This is a genomic window from Pseudomonas sp. BF-B-15 (genome assembly GCF_019946675.1).
GTDB classification, from domain to species: domain Bacteria; phylum Pseudomonadota; class Gammaproteobacteria; order Pseudomonadales; family Pseudomonadaceae; genus Aquipseudomonas; species Aquipseudomonas migulae.
On sequence record NZ_JAGYFZ010000015.1, the window covers coordinates 19,242 to 36,120 of the forward strand.

Annotated in this window: 18 protein-coding genes; 11 read left to right on the forward strand and 7 right to left on the reverse strand. The window is 61.0% G+C overall.

The genetic code is table 11. The features are described from left to right. Window positions 1-17 precede the first annotated feature (17 nt). Both KGA97_RS07260 and KGA97_RS07265 read right to left on the reverse strand, forming a co-directional pair. Window positions 18-1,511, reverse strand: coding sequence for a DHA2 family efflux MFS transporter permease subunit (locus KGA97_RS07260; RefSeq protein WP_223480478.1), 1,494 nt, complete (start codon window positions 1,509-1,511; stop codon window positions 18-20). Further along, the gene (locus KGA97_RS07265; RefSeq protein WP_223480479.1) at window positions 1,511-2,647 is read right to left on the reverse strand and encodes an HlyD family secretion protein; all 1,137 of its coding nucleotides are present in this window, start codon (window positions 2,645-2,647) and stop codon (window positions 1,511-1,513) included. The genes KGA97_RS07260 and KGA97_RS07265 overlap by 1 nt, the downstream gene beginning before the upstream one ends. 226 nt (window positions 2,648-2,873) lie before the next feature. Between KGA97_RS07265 and KGA97_RS07270 the strand changes: the two genes are divergently transcribed. The 3 genes from KGA97_RS07270 to KGA97_RS07280 all read left to right on the forward strand — a co-directional run bounded on the left by KGA97_RS07270 (window position 2,874) and on the right by KGA97_RS07280 (window position 5,874). After that, window positions 2,874-3,497, forward strand: coding sequence for a TetR/AcrR family transcriptional regulator (locus tag KGA97_RS07270; RefSeq protein WP_207286147.1), 624 nt, complete (start codon window positions 2,874-2,876; stop codon window positions 3,495-3,497). An 8-nt stretch (window positions 3,498-3,505) separates the two neighbouring features. Then, window positions 3,506-4,024, forward strand: coding sequence for a G/U mismatch-specific DNA glycosylase (gene mug, locus KGA97_RS07275; RefSeq protein WP_223480512.1), 519 nt, complete (start codon window positions 3,506-3,508; stop codon window positions 4,022-4,024). Window positions 4,025-4,158: 134 nt separating this feature from the next. Beyond that, window positions 4,159-5,874, forward strand: a complete 1,716-nt coding sequence (locus KGA97_RS07280; protein WP_223480480.1) for an amidase — start codon at window positions 4,159-4,161, stop codon at window positions 5,872-5,874. 12 nt (window positions 5,875-5,886) lie between these two features. Here KGA97_RS07280 and KGA97_RS07285 read toward each other — a convergent pair whose 3' ends face one another. Continuing rightward, the gene (locus KGA97_RS07285) at window positions 5,887-6,786 is read right to left on the reverse strand and encodes a LysR family transcriptional regulator (RefSeq protein ID WP_008044962.1); all 900 of its coding nucleotides are present in this window, start codon (window positions 6,784-6,786) and stop codon (window positions 5,887-5,889) included. Between the two features lie 228 nt (window positions 6,787-7,014). Between KGA97_RS07285 and KGA97_RS07290 the strand changes: the two genes are divergently transcribed. Genes KGA97_RS07290 through KGA97_RS07300 form a run of 3 tightly spaced genes read left to right on the forward strand, consistent with a single transcriptional unit; the run spans window position 7,015 to window position 9,608 of the window. Then, window positions 7,015-7,713: a CoA transferase subunit A gene (locus KGA97_RS07290; RefSeq protein ID WP_008026716.1), complete on the forward strand. Its 699-nt coding sequence runs from the start codon at window positions 7,015-7,017 to the stop codon at window positions 7,711-7,713. Window positions 7,714-7,749: 36 nt separating this feature from the next. After that, window positions 7,750-8,415: a CoA transferase subunit B gene (locus KGA97_RS07295; protein WP_008026717.1), complete on the forward strand. Its 666-nt coding sequence runs from the start codon at window positions 7,750-7,752 to the stop codon at window positions 8,413-8,415. Window positions 8,416-8,426: 11 nt separating this feature from the next. Beyond that, window positions 8,427-9,608, forward strand: coding sequence for an acetyl-CoA C-acetyltransferase (locus tag KGA97_RS07300; protein ID WP_207286150.1), 1,182 nt, complete (start codon window positions 8,427-8,429; stop codon window positions 9,606-9,608). A 214-nt stretch (window positions 9,609-9,822) separates the two neighbouring features. Here KGA97_RS07300 and KGA97_RS07305 read toward each other — a convergent pair whose 3' ends face one another. After that, window positions 9,823-10,425: an NADPH-dependent F420 reductase gene (locus KGA97_RS07305; RefSeq protein WP_223480481.1), complete on the reverse strand. Its 603-nt coding sequence runs from the start codon at window positions 10,423-10,425 to the stop codon at window positions 9,823-9,825. A 112-nt stretch (window positions 10,426-10,537) separates the two neighbouring features. Between KGA97_RS07305 and KGA97_RS07310 the strand changes: the two genes are divergently transcribed. After that, window positions 10,538-11,431 (forward strand): LysR family transcriptional regulator, encoded by an 894-nt coding sequence (locus KGA97_RS07310; RefSeq protein ID WP_223480482.1) that lies wholly within the window; start codon window positions 10,538-10,540, stop codon window positions 11,429-11,431. Between the two features lie 91 nt (window positions 11,432-11,522). On the opposite strand, the gene KGA97_RS07315 is transcribed toward KGA97_RS07310, so the two are convergent. Both KGA97_RS07315 and KGA97_RS07320 read right to left on the reverse strand, forming a co-directional pair. After that, window positions 11,523-12,842, reverse strand: coding sequence for an Nramp family divalent metal transporter (locus tag KGA97_RS07315; RefSeq protein ID WP_223480483.1), 1,320 nt, complete (start codon window positions 12,840-12,842; stop codon window positions 11,523-11,525). Between the two features lie 227 nt (window positions 12,843-13,069). Continuing rightward, window positions 13,070-13,603: a chalcone isomerase family protein gene (locus tag KGA97_RS07320; RefSeq protein ID WP_223480484.1), complete on the reverse strand. Its 534-nt coding sequence runs from the start codon at window positions 13,601-13,603 to the stop codon at window positions 13,070-13,072. Window positions 13,604-13,760: 157 nt separating this feature from the next. On the opposite strand from KGA97_RS07320, the gene KGA97_RS07325 reads away from it, so the two are divergent. The 3 genes from KGA97_RS07325 to KGA97_RS07335 all read left to right on the forward strand — a co-directional run bounded on the left by KGA97_RS07325 (window position 13,761) and on the right by KGA97_RS07335 (window position 15,667). Continuing rightward, entirely contained in the window at window positions 13,761-14,552 is a 792-nt protein-coding gene (locus KGA97_RS07325; RefSeq protein WP_008044943.1) for a hypothetical protein, read from the forward strand. Window positions 14,553-14,636: 84 nt separating this feature from the next. Next, the gene (locus KGA97_RS07330) at window positions 14,637-15,311 is read left to right on the forward strand and encodes a glutathione S-transferase family protein (protein ID WP_223480485.1); all 675 of its coding nucleotides are present in this window, start codon (window positions 14,637-14,639) and stop codon (window positions 15,309-15,311) included. Between the two features lie 29 nt (window positions 15,312-15,340). Beyond that, window positions 15,341-15,667: a putative quinol monooxygenase gene (locus KGA97_RS07335; RefSeq protein ID WP_223480486.1), complete on the forward strand. Its 327-nt coding sequence runs from the start codon at window positions 15,341-15,343 to the stop codon at window positions 15,665-15,667. A 49-nt stretch (window positions 15,668-15,716) separates the two neighbouring features. Here the strand turns inward: KGA97_RS07335 and KGA97_RS07340 are convergent, their stop codons facing one another. Then, window positions 15,717-16,088 (reverse strand): DUF6124 family protein, encoded by a 372-nt coding sequence (locus KGA97_RS07340; RefSeq protein WP_223480487.1) that lies wholly within the window; start codon window positions 16,086-16,088, stop codon window positions 15,717-15,719. Window positions 16,089-16,438: 350 nt separating this feature from the next. Here KGA97_RS07340 and KGA97_RS07345 point away from each other — a divergent pair, with 350 nt between their 5' ends. Further along, on the forward strand, window positions 16,439-16,831 hold the full coding sequence (locus KGA97_RS07345) for an MbcA/ParS/Xre antitoxin family protein (RefSeq protein WP_081500243.1): 393 nt from the start codon (window positions 16,439-16,441) through the stop codon (window positions 16,829-16,831). Window positions 16,832-16,879 lie beyond the last annotated feature (48 nt).

Genomic DNA, 16,879 nt, shown 5'->3' on the forward strand with positions numbered 1-16,879 from the left:
GGCACACTCCACGAAAACTAGTTGGCCGTAGCCGGCTTGCGAAGGAAGACCACCAGTGGACTCACCACCAGCATCACCACCAGCAAAATCTTGAATTGACCGATCAGCGCGATAAAAGCCGCCTGGCCCGTGATCATTTCGTTGAGCCCTTCCAGGGCTTGCAGGGACGTCGGCACGGAAAGCGCAGCGGCGCGATAAGGCGTCAGGTTGCTGACCAGCGCCGAGTGCATCGCTTGCGTGTTGTTGAAGAAAAACAACTGCACAATCGCAACGCCCAGCGTGCTGCCGTACACCCGTGACAGGTTGAATAAACCAGTGCCTTCGGGGCGCAATGCGGGGGCGAGCGTGCTGAACGCAACCTTGGTCAGCGACGGCATCAAGACGCCGATGCCAATGCCCTGAACCGCACCGGCCACCGCCACCGGCCACTCGTCCATCAACGGCGAATAACCGAGCATCAGCCAGTTGGCATAGACCACCAGGGCGACGCCTGCCGCCACGCACCCGCGGCGGTCGAAGCGCTCGGGAACACGCCCCATCAGCAGGAACGCGCCGACCAGTCCGACGCCACGCGGGATCGTCAGGAACCCCGTGGTGTCCGGCGGGTAGCCGAGAATCTCGTCGAGCATCGGCGAGGTCAGCGCCATGGTCGACAACAGCACGAAACCCACGGCGAAAAAGATGACCGTCGACAGCACAAAATTGCGGTCGTCGAACAATCGCTTGTTGAGAAAATGCACCTTCGCCGTCAGCACATGCACCGCGAACAGATAGAACCCCAGTGCACTGCCCAGCGCTTCCAGACAGATCTCGGTCGAGGCAAACCAGTCCAGGCGTTCACCACGGTCGAGCAGCATTTGCAGGCTGATCAAACCCAGCGTGAAAGTGCCAAAGCCAAAGAAGTCGAATGACGGCCGCTGCTCGGCCTTCTTCTCCTTCAGCAAAAGCGCCATCACCAGGAAGATGTACGCCGACAACGGCAGGCTGATGTAGAAGATCGGCCGCCAGTCGAAGTGTTCGCCGACCCAGCCACCGATGCTCGGCCCGCTGACGATGCCGAACAGCACGATGGCGGTCCACGTCGCGCCAAACTTCGCACGCTTCTCGAGGGCCAGGGTCTCCATTGAAATCGCCATCGACAACGGCGCAAGCACGCCACTCGCGAGCCCCTGGATGATCCGCGCGCCGACGAATTCCAGCGGCGTCGTGGCCAACGTCGCAAGCAGCAAGCCAAGGGCAAAAAAGGCCAGCGCGGTCAGATAAACACGCTTCAAGCCATAACGCCCGGCGAGCCATTGCGCGACCGGCAGGGTGATGGCGCTTGCCGCGAGGTACGAGGTGAAGATCCAGCCTGCCTGATCGTCGGTCATCGACAGGCTGCCCTGAATCAACCTGAGTACCGCGTTCGGAACAGGCAGGTTCGCCGACTGCATGTACGTCGCCAGCAGCGCCGCGAACCTCAGCGCATGCGCCCCCTCTCCCGCCGGGTGTCCACTCTGTTGGCTGTTCATCAGGCGCCACCCGCAGTCAACAATGCTTTGAGCGGATGCCACCACGGCGTGCGATAACCGGTATCGACCTTGACCGTGGCGCTGGTGCCCGAGAACAGCGCCAGGGCAGGATCCGCCTCATCGAGTTCGAGGCGCACCGGAACGCGCTGCACCACCTTGACCCAGTTGCCGGTCGCGTTCTCTGGCGGCAGCAGGGCGAAGTCCGAGCCGGCCCCCGGGCTCATGCTGGTAACGTGGGCCTTGAACACGTGATCGGGATAGGTATCGATGCTGATGGTCGCTGCCTGCCCGGGGCGCATATGGGTGACCTGCGTCTCGCGGAAGTTGGCCTCGATCCAGATCTCGCGATCGGACAGCAGCGCAAAGGCCGGCGCGCCGTTGTTGACGAAGTTGCCCACCTGCAAGTCGTCAACCTTGGCGACAATGCCATCGTCCGGCGCGTACACCGTCGCATACCCGAGGTAGAGCTGCGCCTCGTCCAGTTGAGCCCTGGCCTCGCGCACTGTCGGGTGACTGTCCGCGTCGATGTTCGGGTTGCCGCTGAGCGCGACGACGGTGCTGGCGATCTGTTGCTCGATCGACGCAATGCGCTGCCGTGCCACTTTCAGGTCGGTGTCCGCCCGCTCGTAAACGGCCCGCGAGACAAACTCGGAGGCGACCAGCGCTTTCTTGCGGGCGAACTCTTTCTGGTCGAAATCCGCCGACTCCCTGGCGGACTGCAACTCGGCCTGCTGCTGCCGGTAACTGGCCTTGAGCCCATCGATGCGCAGCCGTGCGACGCTCAACTGTGCTTCTGCACGGTTGACCGCGATCTGAAACGGCTCCGGGTTGAGGCGGAACAGCACCTGGCCTTTGCGCACAGGCTGATTGTCCTGAACCGCAATCTCGACGACCTGTCCGGAAACACGTGCATTGATCGAGGCCTTGGCCACCCGGGCGTAGGCGTTGTCGGTCGAAACAAAGGGCTCGCCCGCCTGATAGCGTGCGTAGCCAAACGCGGCGAAAAGCAGCGGCACACCGACCATCAGCAGGGGCCGCATTTTCGCTTTGAACGGTTTCTTCACGGGCGCGTCAGCCGGGTTCGGACCGGGATGCCCGAGGGTCTGTGTCGCTGAGAGATCGAACTGTTTAGTCATGATCGAATACACCTTTAACCGGGAAATCGGGCTAACACCCACTGGAACAGCGCCTTACCGTGTGCGGTCGGGAGGATCGCTCCGCCGCACCTGTTTCGTAGCCGCAATACCCCGATCGAGCTCCGCTACAACAAACCCGCAAGCAAGGAATTTCTGGTTCCTTAATTTTGTGCGATGGTGTAAGAATATAGCCACGCCACTCCCAGACTCAAGGATTTTGTACGACATGGCACAAAATAAAACTACCGAGGGCAAAGGACGCGGCCGTCCTCGCGCCTATGACCCGCAGACCGCCTTGCAACAAGCGCTCGGTGTGTTTTGGAACACCGGCTATTCCGGTGCGTCTCTGGACAGCATCGCCAGCGCAGCCGGGATGAACCGGCCGAGCCTGTACGCCGCATTCGGTGACAAGCACGCGCTCTATATCAAAGCGCTTGAGCAGTATTGGGAGTTTGCCGCCGCCGCCATGCACGAGGCGCTGACGAGCGAAGAGCTGACGTTGCGCCAGGCATTGATGCAGTTTTACGAGGGGCAGTTATCGATCTACTTCTCGGGTGACGGCCAACCCCGTGGTTGCTTTGCGATTGGCACGGCGACCACCGAAGCGGTCGAAGATCCGGAAATTCGCGATGTGCTGTCGGATCGACTCAGCCGACTGGATGCCGACCTGGAAGCGCGTCTGCGCGTGGCCATTGATAAAGGAGAGCTCAAGGACGATGTCGACGCTGCGGCCCTCGCCGTGCTCGCCTCCTCCCTGCTGCACAGCATTTCCATCCGTGCGCGGGCGGGCAAATCCCGGGCGGAACTGACCGGGCTGGCACGCAATGCGGTCAATGTGATCTGCGGTTGAGCGACGTCATGACGGGCAACAGACTCGAAGACAGGCTGGCCAAGCATCTGGCGGTGGTTTTTTGCGGCATTAACCCCGGCATGATGGCCGCCGCCCAAGGGCATCATTTTGCGGGCCGCAGCAATCGCTTCTGGCGCACCCTTCATCTGGCCGGTTTTACGCCGCAGGAAGTTCGCCCGGAAGATGACCGGACAATCGTGCAGTATCACTGTGGATTAACGACCGTGGTTGAGCGGCCAACGGCGCGCGCTGATCAGTTGTCGGTGGATGAATTCATCGCCGCCGCTGCGCAGTTTGAACAGAAGATCGCGCACTATGCGCCACGCTTTGTGGCTTTTCTCGGCAAGGCCGCCTATGGCGCATTATCCGGCCAGCGCAACGTTGCCTGGGGGCTTCAGTCGCAAACGTTCGGTAACGCCTCGGTCTGGGTCTTGCCCAACCCCAGTGGCCGCAATCGCGCTTTCACCCTGGATCAACTGGTTGACGCGTATCGACAACTCTATCTGGCCCAACTTGGTGTTAAATAGCACGCTGTCGCGTAATGCAGTGCAACGAGAACGGATATGAGAACCCATTTTGAGAAAAGTGATACCCCTGAGCCAACGCTCCCGCGTGATGGAAACATTCAACCCGTCACCCCTCAGCAGCCGGTGGTAAGCGCATGATCGAAGTCACTGAAGTGTCCATTGCCGAACTGCGCGCGGCGCTCGAATCCGGGCAGACCACCGCCGTCGAACTGGTGCAGGCTTACCTGGCCCGGATCGATGCCTACGATGGCCCGGACACCGCCACCGCGCTCAACGCCGTGGTGGTGCGCAACCCCGAGGCGCTCAATGAAGCGCAGGCGTCCGATGCCCGTCGGGCCAAAGGTCAAACGCTGGGGCCGCTCGATGGCATTCCCTATACCGCCAAAGACAGTTATCTGGTCAAAGGGCTGACCGCCGCCTCTGGCAGCCCCGCTTTCGCCCACCTGATTGCCTATCGCGATGCGTTCACCATCGAACGGCTTCGCGCCACGGGTGCGATCTGCCTGGGCAAAACCAACATGCCGCCGATGGCGAACGGCGGCATGCAGCGCGGGGTCTACGGCCGTGCCGAAAGCCCGTACAACGCTGACTACCTCACCGCCCCTTTCGCCTCGGGTTCGTCGAATGGCGCCGGGACGGCGACCGCCGCCAGTTTCGCGGCCTTCGGTCTCGCGGAAGAAACCTGGTCGAGCGGTCGCGGTCCGGCCTCGAACAACGGTTTGTGCGCCTACACGCCGTCGCGCGGGGTGATCTCGGTGCGCGGCAACTGGCCGCTGACGCCGACCATGGACGTCGTCGTGCCCTTCGCCAGAACCATGGCCGACCTGCTTGAAGTGCTCGACGTGGTGGTGGCGGAAGATCCCGACACCCGCGGCGATCTGTGGCGGCTGCAACCCTGGGTGCCGATTCCGAGCGTCGCCTCGGTGCGCCCGGCATCCTATGCCGAACTTGCGGCGAACACCGATGCACTGGCCGGCAAACGCCTCGGCGTTCCGCGCATGTACATCAACGCCGATCCCGACGCGGGCACGAGCGACGCACCGGGCATCGGTGGGCCGACGGGGCAGCGCATCAACACGCGTCCATCGGTGATCGGGCTCTGGGAAGAGGCCCGCAAGGCACTTGAAGCGGCGGGCGCCGAAGTGATTGAAGTCGACTTCCCGCTGGTCTCCAATTGCGAGGGTGATCGTCCGGGTGCGCCGACGGTGTTTACCCGAGGCCTGGTGTCTAAAGAGTTCCTGCATCATGAGTTGTGGGACCTGACGGCCTGGGCATTCGATGACTTCCTGCAGGCCAACGGCGACCCGAAATTGAACCGTCTGGTCGATGTCGACGGGCCGCTGATTTTCCCGCACGACCCGGGAACCCTGCCCAACCGCGAGGGCGACCTGGTCGCCGGCATGGACGAATACGTGCGGATGGCCGAGCGCGGCATCACCCCGTGGGATCAGATTTCCACAGTGCCTGATGGCTTGCGCGGGCTGGAAAAAACCCGTCGAATCGACCTGGAAGACTGGATGGATCGGCTGGGGCTCGATGCGGTGCTGTTCCCGACAGTGGCCGACGTTGCGCCGGCGAATGCCGATATCGACCCGGCCTCTGCGGACATCGCCTGGAGCAACGGCATCTGGGTGGCCAACGGCAACCTCGCCATCCGGCATTTGGGTGTACCAACGGTCACCGTGCCGATGGGCGTGATGCCGGACATCGGCATGCCCGTCGGCCTGACGTTTGCCGGTCGCGCCTACGACGATTCGACGCTGCTGCGCTTCGCCTCGGCATTCGAATCGACGGGGACCAAACGCATGATCCCGCCTCGAACCCCACCGTTGTCGACCGCTAAAAAGTAGAACCGAGCGGTTTCACAGGGCAAGGCGTTGGTCGAAGTGTTCTTCCTTGAGAATATCGAACAACGCCTGCGCCGCAGCCGACAACTCCACCCCAGGCTTGGTCAACACCCCGATCGCCCGTTCCACCACCGGGTCACGCAGGGTAATGCACCGTGCGCCCAACTCGCGCATCTGCCCGGCACACAACGCCGGCACCGCGCTCACCCCCAGGCCACTGGCGACCATTCTCCCGACTGTCGCCAACTGATGGCTTTCAAACTCCACCGGCAACTTCATCCCTCGCGCTTGCAAGTGCTCCTCCAGCATCACCCGCACCGTCGAAGGTCGCTGCAAGGTAATGAAAGGCTCTTCAAGCAACGTCTGCCAATCAATGTCTTCGCGCCCTGAAAAAGGCGAATCGAACGGCACCACCGCCACAAACCGGTCCCGGTACAACGGCGTGAATTGCAGCGACGAACTTTGCGTCGGTTCAAACGCTACGCCCAACTCGACCTGCCGATCGCGCACCATTTCCAGCACCTGCTCGTTGATCACGTCATTCACCGTGACGTTGACCTTGGGATAGCGTGCGCGAAACGTCTTGAGGATCGGCGGCAGCAGGTTGCCAGCAAACGACGGCATCGCCGCCAGCGTCACGCGCCCGCGCTGCAGGGTAAAACGCTGGCGCAATTCGTCCTCGACATTGTCCCAGTCCGCGATCAATCGGCGGGCCAACGGCACCAGCGACTCCCCCTCGGGCGTCAGCGCCACGTTGCGCGTGTTGCGGGTAAACAGCCGCCCGCCCAGGCCCTCCTCCAGCGCCTTGATGGTCAGGCTCAACGCCGATTGCGACAGGTGCAATCGTTCGCAGGCGACGGCAAAGCTCAGACTCTGGGCCACGGCTAAAAAAGCCCTGATCTGCTTGACTGTCATAGGCTAACTGCTCCAGTAATGAGCGCAGGTGCTTTCTGTAGGAGCATGGCTTGCCTGCGATGGCGTCCTGGAGATCGTCATCGCAGGCAAGCCATGCTCCTACAGGATTAATTGGTGAGTTTTATCTATCAATCAACCTTAAAAATCAACTTAACAAATAAATCCTCCAGCGCGACACTCCATCCCATACGGCTAGCCAGCCGCCCACAAAGAATAAAAGAGGTGCATATGGCAGGTTTCGACAAGCGCGTGAGTTCCTACGAGGAAGCTCTGGCAGGTCTTGAAGACGGCATGACGGTAATCGCTGGCGGCTTCGGCCTGTGCGGCATTCCGGAAAACCTGATCGCCGAGATCAAGCGCAAAGGCACCCGTGACCTGACCGTGGTTTCCAACAACTGCGGCGTCGACGGTTTCGGACTTGGCGTGCTGCTGGAAGACCGGCAGATCAAAAAAGTAGTGGCCTCCTACGTTGGCGAAAACAAGCTGTTCGAAGACCAACTGCTGAAAGGCGAAATCGAAGTCGTCCTGACGCCTCAAGGCACCCTCGCCGAAAAAATGCGCGCAGGCGGCGCCGGCATCCCGGCATTCTTCACGGCTACTGGCGTCGGCACCCCGGTCGCCGAAGGCAAGGAAGTGCGCGAATTCCACGGTCGCAAGTACCTGATGGAAGAATCCATCACCGGTGACTTCGCCATCGTCAAAGGCTGGAAAGCCGACCATTTCGGCAACGTCATCTACCGCCACACCGCCCAGAACTTCAACCCGCTGGCCGCCACCGCCGGCAAGATCACCGTGGTCGAAGTCGAAGAAATTGTCGAACCCGGCGAGCTGGACCCGGCGCAGATCCACACCCCTGGCATCTACGTCGACCGGGTCATTTGCGGCACGTTCGAGAAGCGCATCGAACAGCGCACCGTGCGTAAGTGATCCCCTGCCCCCGGACCGAATGAAGGAATAACAACAATGGCACTTTCCCGCGAACAAATGGCTCAACGCGTCGCCCGCGAAATGCAGGACGGCTTCTACGTGAACCTGGGCATCGGCATTCCGACCCTGGTCGCCAACTACATTCCCGAAGGCATGGAAGTCATGCTGCAGTCGGAAAACGGCCTGCTCGGCATGGGTCCTTTTCCTACTGAAGAAACCATCGATGCCGACATGATCAACGCCGGCAAGCAAACCGTGACTGCGCGTACCGGCGCATCGATCTTTTCTTCGGCCGAGTCCTTCGCGATGATTCGCGGGGGCCATGTCGACCTGACCGTGCTGGGCGCCTTTGAAGTCGACGTGCAAGGCAACATCGCCTCGTGGATGATCCCCGGCAAGCTGGTCAAGGGCATGGGCGGCGCGATGGACCTGGTGGCCGGCGCCGACAACATCATCGTCATCATGACCCACGCGTCCAAGGACGGTGAGTCCAAGCTGTTGTCCCAATGCAGCCTGCCACTGACCGGCGCCGGTTGCATCAAGCGCGTACTGACTGACCTGGCGTATCTTGAAATCGAAAACGGCGCGTTCATTCTCAAAGAGCGTGCGCCGGGCGTCAGCGTCGAAGAGATCGTCGCCAAGACTGCCGGTAAACTGATCGTGCCGGACCACGTTCCGGAAATGCAGTTCGCTGCCCAGTGAGGAATCATTCCATGCAAGAAGTCGTCATTGTCGCCGCCACCCGTACTGCCATCGGCAGCTTCCAGGGCTCGCTGGCCAATGTGTCCGCCGTAGACCTCGGTGCTGCGGTGATCCGTCAGTTGCTGACGCAAACCGGCCTGAACCCGGCTGAAGTCGATGAAGTGATCATGGGCCAGGTGTTGACCGCCGGCGCCGGGCAAAACCCTGCGCGTCAGTCCGCGATCAAGGCGGGCCTACCGTTCACCGTGCCGGCCATGACCCTGAACAAGGTCTGCGGCTCGGGCCTCAAGGCCCTGCACCTGGCCACCCAGGCGATTCGCTGCGGCGACGCCGAGGTGATCATTGCCGGCGGCCAGGAAAACATGAGCCTGTCCAACTACGTCATGCCAGGTGCGCGCACCGGTCTGCGCATGGGGCACGCGCAAATCGTCGACACCATGATCAGCGACGGTCTGTGGGATGCGTTCAACGATTACCACATGGGCATCACCGCCGAGAACCTGGCTGAAAAGTACAGCCTGACCCGCGAGCAACAGGACGCCTTCGCTGCGGCCTCGCAGCAGAAAGCCACGGCCGCCATCGAAGCCGGGCGTTTTGCCGATGAAATCACGCCGATCCTGATTCCGCAGCGCAAGGGCGATCCGCTGTCCTTCGCCACCGATGAACAGCCACGCGCCGGCACCACCGCCGAAGCCCTGGGCAAACTGAAACCGGCCTTCAAAAAGGACGGTTCGGTGACTGCCGGTAACGCCTCGTCGCTGAACGATGGCGCCGCCGCCGTGATCCTTATGAGCGCGGACAAAGCCAAGGCCCTGGGCCTGCCGGTGCTGGCAAAAATCGCGGCTTACGCCAACGCAGGTGTGGACCCGGCGATCATGGGCATCGGCCCGGTCTCGGCCACTCGCCGTTGCCTGAGCAAAGCCGGCTGGTCCATCGACCAACTGGACCTGATCGAAGCCAACGAAGCCTTCGCCGCGCAATCCCTGGCGGTGGCCAAGGACCTGGAATGGGACTTGAACAAGGTCAACGTCAACGGCGGCGCCATTGCCCTCGGTCACCCGATCGGTGCGTCGGGCTGCCGTGTGCTGGTGACTTTGCTGCATGAAATGATCAAGCGCGACGCCAAGAAAGGCCTCGCCACCCTGTGCATCGGTGGTGGTCAGGGCGTGGCACTGGCGATCGAACGGGCTTAACGCGTTCAACGGACGGCGCGGGGACCCACGAAGATCCGCGCCATCCGGCAACACCCCTCATTCTCAAACGAGGGAGCATTTCTGTAGGAGCCAGCTTGCTGGCGATGGCGGAGCAACATTCAACATTGATGTTGCCCGATACACCGCCATCGTCGGAACGCCGCCCGCAGCAAGCCGGCTCCTACAGGATTTGCGTTTATTGCCGCAATCCGTGTCAGGCGAACTTCACGAGATTCAACACTGGCAACGGCCCACCCGGAAACTGCGCCAACCGCGCACCGACACTCAACTCCCCAAGATCAATCCCGAAGAAGCCCAAGCGCTCGGTCAACGCAACCACCTGAGCTTTCGCCTCGGCATCATCGCCCGACACAAACAGCACCCGCCGACCGCCCTCCGCCGCCGGATCACTCTCCAGCAAGCGCGCCGCCAGGTGATTGAACGCCTTCACCACTCTCGCCCCCGGCACCCATTCAGCGAACACTTCGCTGGACATACGGCCCTGCAAATCCACAGCCTTGAACAACGGCGCCTCAATCGAGTTATTGGCGTCGATCACGATCCTCCCGCCGAAGTCCGGCAGACCAGCGAGTGCTGTCGGCAACTTCGACCAGTTGACCGCCACCAGAACGATTGGCTGGGCGGCCGCTTCTTCACGGGTGCCGGCGCGCGCAGTCGGGCCGAGCTCCGCCACCAGGGCGGCCAAGGTCTCCGGACCACGACTGTTGGCGATGACGACTTCGATGCCCTGACGGGACAAGGCTCTGGCAAACGCTGAACCAATGGCGCCAGCGCCGATGATGCCGATAGTACTCATGGTGATTCACTCCAAGGGGTTGTCGTTGGCGTGAATACTGCGCTTGTCATTAGCCCTTGATTAGCGGGTAATGACTTGAATGATTTTCAAGTATTCATATCAGGTGCCAGCCGTGGAAACCCTCGCCAACCTCGAATCTTTTGTACGCAGTGCTGAAACGGGCAGTTTTTCCGCCGCGGCACGTTTGCTGGCGCTGACACCCGCCGCGGTCAGCCGCAACGTGGCGATGCTGGAGCGCAATATGGGTGTTCGGTTGTTTCAGCGTTCGACCCGCAAGCTGTCGCTCACTGAAGCCGGTGAGGGTTTTCTGGCCGGCATCGGCGGCAACCTGGAGGCGTTGCAAGCGGCGATCAGTGCCGTGAGCAGTGATCGCGGGGAGCCGGCCGGTGTGCTCAAGGTCAGCCTGGCGCCGACGTTTGGCATCGGTCATGTGTTGCCGTTGTTGCCGCAGTTCCTGGCGCGTTATCCGTTGATTCGCCCGGAATGGCACTTCGAAAATCGCCAGGTGGACTTGATTGCTGAAGGTTATGACGCGGCCATCGGCGGCGGCTTCGAACTCACGCCTGGAGTCATCTCACGGACGTTGGCGGCGGCGGATATCGTCGCGGTGGCCTCCCCGGCCTACCTGGCAGGACGCACGATGCCGCGCACACCGGCCGACCTGATCGGACACACCGGCATTGTGATGCGCGGCATTCGCACCGGGCGGATTCGTCAGTGGGTGATGCACGATCGAGCGGGCCATGAAGAGAGCGCCGGTCTGAACGAAAACATCGTGCTCAACGATCCTGCCGCCATGCGTGAGGCAGCGCTCCTGGGCCTGGGGGTGACGCTGCTGGTATTGCCGGATGTGGCAGCGAACATCGAGCGCGGGGAACTGGTGCGCCTGTTGCCGGACTGGCACGCCGATGCGGGGCCGATCTCGTTGTATTACCCGAGCCGGACGCTGATGCCGGCCAAGACCCGGGTATTTATCGATTTTGTGGTTGAGTCATTCCAGCGATAGACCGCGTCATCGTTCATCGCCGGCAAGCCGGCTCCTACAGGTTCACCATGTCCCTGTAGGAGCCAGCTTGCTGGCGATGGCGGCCGAACAGTCACCCAAAAAACTGAAAGATCAACCAACTATTCGCCCCACTGATCACCGCAAACAACCCCCACGCCAACACCCGCGTCGGCAATCGATTCACAAACGGCCCCATCAACTGATGGTCATTGGTCATGCGAATCAACGGATACAACGCAAACGGCAACTGCAAACTCAGCACCACCTGACTCAACACCAGCAGCTTGCCAATCGCGTTATCCCCCATCAGCCACACACCGATAAACGCCGGGATCAACGCCAGCCCCCGGGTAATCAAGCGCCGTTGCCAGCAGGGAATCCGCAGGTTGAGGTAACCCTCCATGATCACTTGCCCGGCGATGGTGCCAGTGAACGTCGAACTCTGACCGGACGCCAGCAACGCGACGCCGAACAGCACGCTGGCCAACGCGCCGCCCACCAGCGGGTCGAGCAAGTGATAGGCGTCCTGAATGTCCACCACATCGGTGTGCCCGGTCTTGTGGAAGGCCGCGGCCGCGAGGATCAGGATCGCCGCGTTCACCAGCAGCGCCAGCGCCAGGGAACCGATGGTGTCGATGCGCGCCAGTTTCACCGCGTCCTGCTTGCTGGCCAGGTCCTTGCCGATCATCCGGGTCTGTACGATCGAGGTGTGCAGGTACAAGTTATGCGGCATGACCGTGGCCCCGAGAATCCCGATGGCCAGGTACAGCGGCGCCGCATCGCCGATGGCCGACAGTGACGGCGTGAAACCCCGTGCGACGTCCGGCCAGTAAGGCTTGATCAACAACAATTCAACGAAGAAACACACACCGATGGTGCTCACCAGCACCAGCATGATCGCTTCCAGTCGGCGAAAGCCACGGTTCTGCAGGGCCAGCACCAGCAGCGTGTCGAACGCTGTGAGGGCGATGCCGACGCTCAGCGAACAGCCCAACAGCAGATGGAACGCCAGCGCACAGCCGAGCACTTCGGCGAGGTCGGTGGCGATGATCGAGATCTCCGCCAGCACCCATTGGGTCCGTGCGGTCCGCGTGCTGTAGCGCTCGCGGGACAACTGCGCCAGATCGCGCCCAGTGGCAATGCCCAGGCGCGAGCACAAACACTGCACCACCATCCCCGCCAGACTGGCAAGCAACACCACAAACAACAGGCTGTAACCAAACCGCGAACCGGCCTCGATGGCGGTGGCCCAATTGCCCGGGTCCATGTAGCCGATGGACACCAGCAAGCCCGGGCCGGCGAAACGCAGGACACGCTTGAAAAATGACGCGCGAGGGTCAACAGCAACGCTGCCCGCCACTTCCGGAGGACAAAACGGCGCAGTGGCGACTTTGGGCAAACTGAATTTCACGCAAACATTCCAGAAAACAGGCGGGAGGGCGCAGCTTAGACGTTTCGCGCTTTTCGGTGTACAGACAAAACGCAAAGATCGCCGCTGCGGCCTTTGCTTTTGTAGGAGCAAGCTTGCTCGCGATAAACGATGACGCGGAACGTCTGGACCACCGAGGTGCTGTCATCGCGAGCAATCGAGCGTCGACCGGCTGCTCCTACAAAGGCAAAAGCAACGGCGGGTGATGATCAGGGCTTGGCAATGCCCAACAACTGCTCCCGCAACTCGGGATTGCTCGTGCGCGGGTCGAGCCAGATATCAAAAAACGCCCGGGCGAACACCGGGTCCGTCACCTCGTACTGCAACTGCGGGCCGACAAAAAAACGTGCGCCCTGCCCCGGCAAGTAAACCCCGATGAGTCGGGTCCCGGCCTGCACATCGACAAACGCCTGCTGCATCTGCGCCTGCCATACCGCGAGTTGCCCGGCACTCACCGATGCGCCCGACAGTCGTTTGATTTCTTCGACGCTGGCCTGGACCAGATCGTCCCGGGAAATCCTGCGCTGATAAATCAGCTCCAGGGCGAACGGCTGGTCGCTCGCAAATGGCTGTGCGGCGCTCCACAGACGAGCGTTGTAGATATCGAAACCGAACATCCGGAACTCGCCGGTACCAACGATTTGGGCGCCAGGCAAAGACTCCTGCCAATTGGCCAACGCGTGGTTGCCCAGTAATACCAACAGCCACAGGGTATGTCGCAGAGGTGATCGTGGTCGGGTCATGATCGGCTCGATTCAGCGCGTATGGGTTCTGTTACTTATACGCATAAAGTGTTGCTGTACAAGCTTTCAACTTTGTATACAAAAACAGCCAATCCTTAGAGCAATCTACTTGTCGCAATGCTAACGTTGCCGCTTCACTCAGGTCGGAGGCGCCTACGTGCTGCTGCTCAAACTGCTGGTCATTCCCGGGTTTCTCTTACTGATCTCCCTCGCGGGCAAACGCTGGGGCCCGAGTGTCGCCGGTTGGCTGTCAGGGTTGCCGGTGGTAGTCGGGCCGATTCTGTTTTTCCTCGCTATCGAACAAGGCGAAGTGTTTGCCGCGCAATCGGCGACCGCCGCGTTATCCGCGATGTTCGCGATGATTGCCTTCTGCGTAACCTACGCCCAGGTCGCCCAACGCGCGGGATGGCCTTGGGCGCTGACGGTTTCGCTGCTGGTCTGGGCCACAGCGGCGGTGGTGCTGTCGGTGATTCCACCGTCCCTGGTGTTCTCGGTGATCGCCGCCGCGACCGCGCTGCTGGCGGCGCCTTACCTGTTTCCCAAGGTGCAGCCGATCGTCTCCGGCCCGGCACCGAAGTCCGACAAATTGCTGCTGCGCATGATTGCCGGCGCCCTTCTCACTCTCGCGGTCACCTGGCTCGCCAGCACCGTCGGCGAACGCTGGAGCGGCCTGCTCGCGGTGTTCCCGGTGCTGGGCAGCGTGATGGCGGTGTTTTCCCAGCAAACCCGTGGCCCGGCGTTTACCGCCGCCTTGTTGCGCGCCACGGCCACCGGCATGTATTCGTTCAGCGCGTTCTGCCTGGTCCTGGCGCTGACCTTGCCGGGCATGGGCCTGAAGGCTTTTGGCCTGGGCGTCGCGGTGTCGGTAGCCATGCTCGGCGTCACCCGGCGCCTGTTAGCCAAACCGGTGGCAACGCCCGCAACCCGTTCAACTATTTCGAACGAGTAGAACAACAACCCCGTACGTCAATCGAACGGGTTTCGCCCACTATCAGCCTCAGTTCCTGACCAACCACTGACTGAGGCCTACACCATGAAATTCTTTTTCCACCCTTCGCCAAACCCGATGAAAGTCGCCCTGCTGCTTGAAGAACTGCAAACGCCGTACGAATTGATCGGCGTCGACACCTTCAAGGGCGAGCAACACCAGCCAGCCTTTCTGGCGATCAACCCGAACGCCAAAGTGCCAGCGCTGGTCGATGGCGACGCCACCGTGTTCGACTCCCAGGCGATCCTGTTGCACCTCGCGCAAAAACATCAGCGCTTCCTGCCGACCTCCGTTGCCGGCCAGGCCGAGCTTCTGTCTTGGTTGATGTTCATCGCCACCGGCCTGTCGCCGTTTTCCGGCCAGGCGGTGCACTTCCTGCATCACGCCCCGGAAGACCTGGCCTACGCAAAAAACCGTTACCTCAAGGAAGTCGAACGTCATTACCGCGTGCTCGATCAGCGCCTGGCCGACCATCAATACCTGGCCGGCGACACCTACAGCATCGCCGACATGGCGCTGTGGGGCTGGGCCAACTACGCGCCGTACATCCTCGGCGAAAACGGTTTGGCGGCATACCCGAACGTCAAGCGCCTGTTCGATGAAATCGGCGCTCGCCCGGCAGCCGTACGTGCTCACGGCCTCAAAGAGAAGCTGGTACTGAAAGCGGAATTCGACGAAGAAACCCGTCGCAACCTGTTCCCGCAAAACCAGGCGCAGTAATCCATTCCCCCGCATGCGAAGGTGATGAAATGAGTGATCAAGTCGCGTTTATCGTTTACCTGCCAGCCAAACCGGAACGCTTCGCCGAAACAAAGCAGCGCCTGCTGGACGTGGTGCACCAGATGTCGGCCGAGCCGGACTTCGTCAACACCTGGGTCCACCAGTTGCAGGACGAGCCGAACACTCTGGTGCTCTACGAAACCTGGAACTGCAGCAAGGAAGACTTCATCACCCGTCACCTGAGCAAGCCGTATCGCCAGGACTACGAAAAGCTGTTGCCGGCGCTGTTGGCCAGCGACCGTCGGATCGAGTTTCTGGACGTGATCGAGAGCTACCCGGTGCGCCGGGACGTGTAACGGCATAAATCCCGTGGTGAGGGCCAGCCTCTCACCACGGGCATCCCTATTACTCGGCGGCGTCGAGTTTATCCAGTGCCTGGTTCACCGCCAGCTCCCCAAGCATGATGACCTGCGCAATGCCCAACAGCGAATTGCGACGGGTCCCCTCCATATGATCCGCCAGGTCCATGACCATGACATTGGCCGATGCCAGCGACTCGCACGCATGGCTGAGCAGGGTCTGGACATCGAGTTCCGGGTTGACGCTGAACATGCTGTGGAGTTGCCTTGGCGTGGCGTTGATCAGGGCAATGTGCGCGGCAGGATTGGCGTAAAAGTCGAGGGCGAGTTTGATGGTCTCTTCGAGCTTTTCTTGGTCAGCGCTTTGGGCTGGAGCGGACAGGTCCGGGCTGGGGGGATTGGGTGTTGGTTTGGGCATAGATGGAGCTCCGATGCTACTTAGAAGGAGCCATCAACCTCTCGCTACCAAACGGAGGGTGGCGGCCATACGAAGGTTGGTAGACCGGGCATCGGAACCGGCGCCCCCGAAGGAGCCCTGCGCATGGCCACCATAAAACGCAGCCCTGAGAAAGGGCCGAACAAGGTGACGCTATGCGTCGATGCTGAGGGTCTACCAAACCCGATCACTGTGTTTTCAGCGACCGGAAAACAATAGAACCCACCCCAAAAGCGCACAAGCCGGCGGATTCTTACGTACCTGTAGGCAACGACGCAAGGTGTTGTAGCTTTCATGAAGTAACGCTGAGCGCGGTTAAACAACATTCGTGAATGCGTGGATTTGTCCTCATCGCGGTTCCCACAAACGACGTCAAAAATCAAAAATCCAGGGATTTTTCCCACGCGTTTTTCGGGTTGGCCTTCGGAAGTTTAAGGATTAGCGTGGTAGAGCCAAATCCGGTAACAGACCCATCTCGGCGCGAATTGAAGGAGAGCAAAACGGTGCGACTCAACCACCCGCAAAATGCGGTTTCCTTCCAGTTTGAGGAGGTCTTTAAGCACGCCATAATCGTATTTGGCGATCAGCAGTCGGTTGAAGACTGGCTGAAGAAACCATGCAGATACTTGGGCAGTAAAATCCCCTTGGAGCTGATCAACAACCCACTCGGCGTCCAAGTCATAGAGGACTATTTGACCCGGATTGAACACGGGGTCTATCAATGAATGCTTCGCCCCGAATGCTGAGCAACCCGACCGCCCGTTAGCCCACAC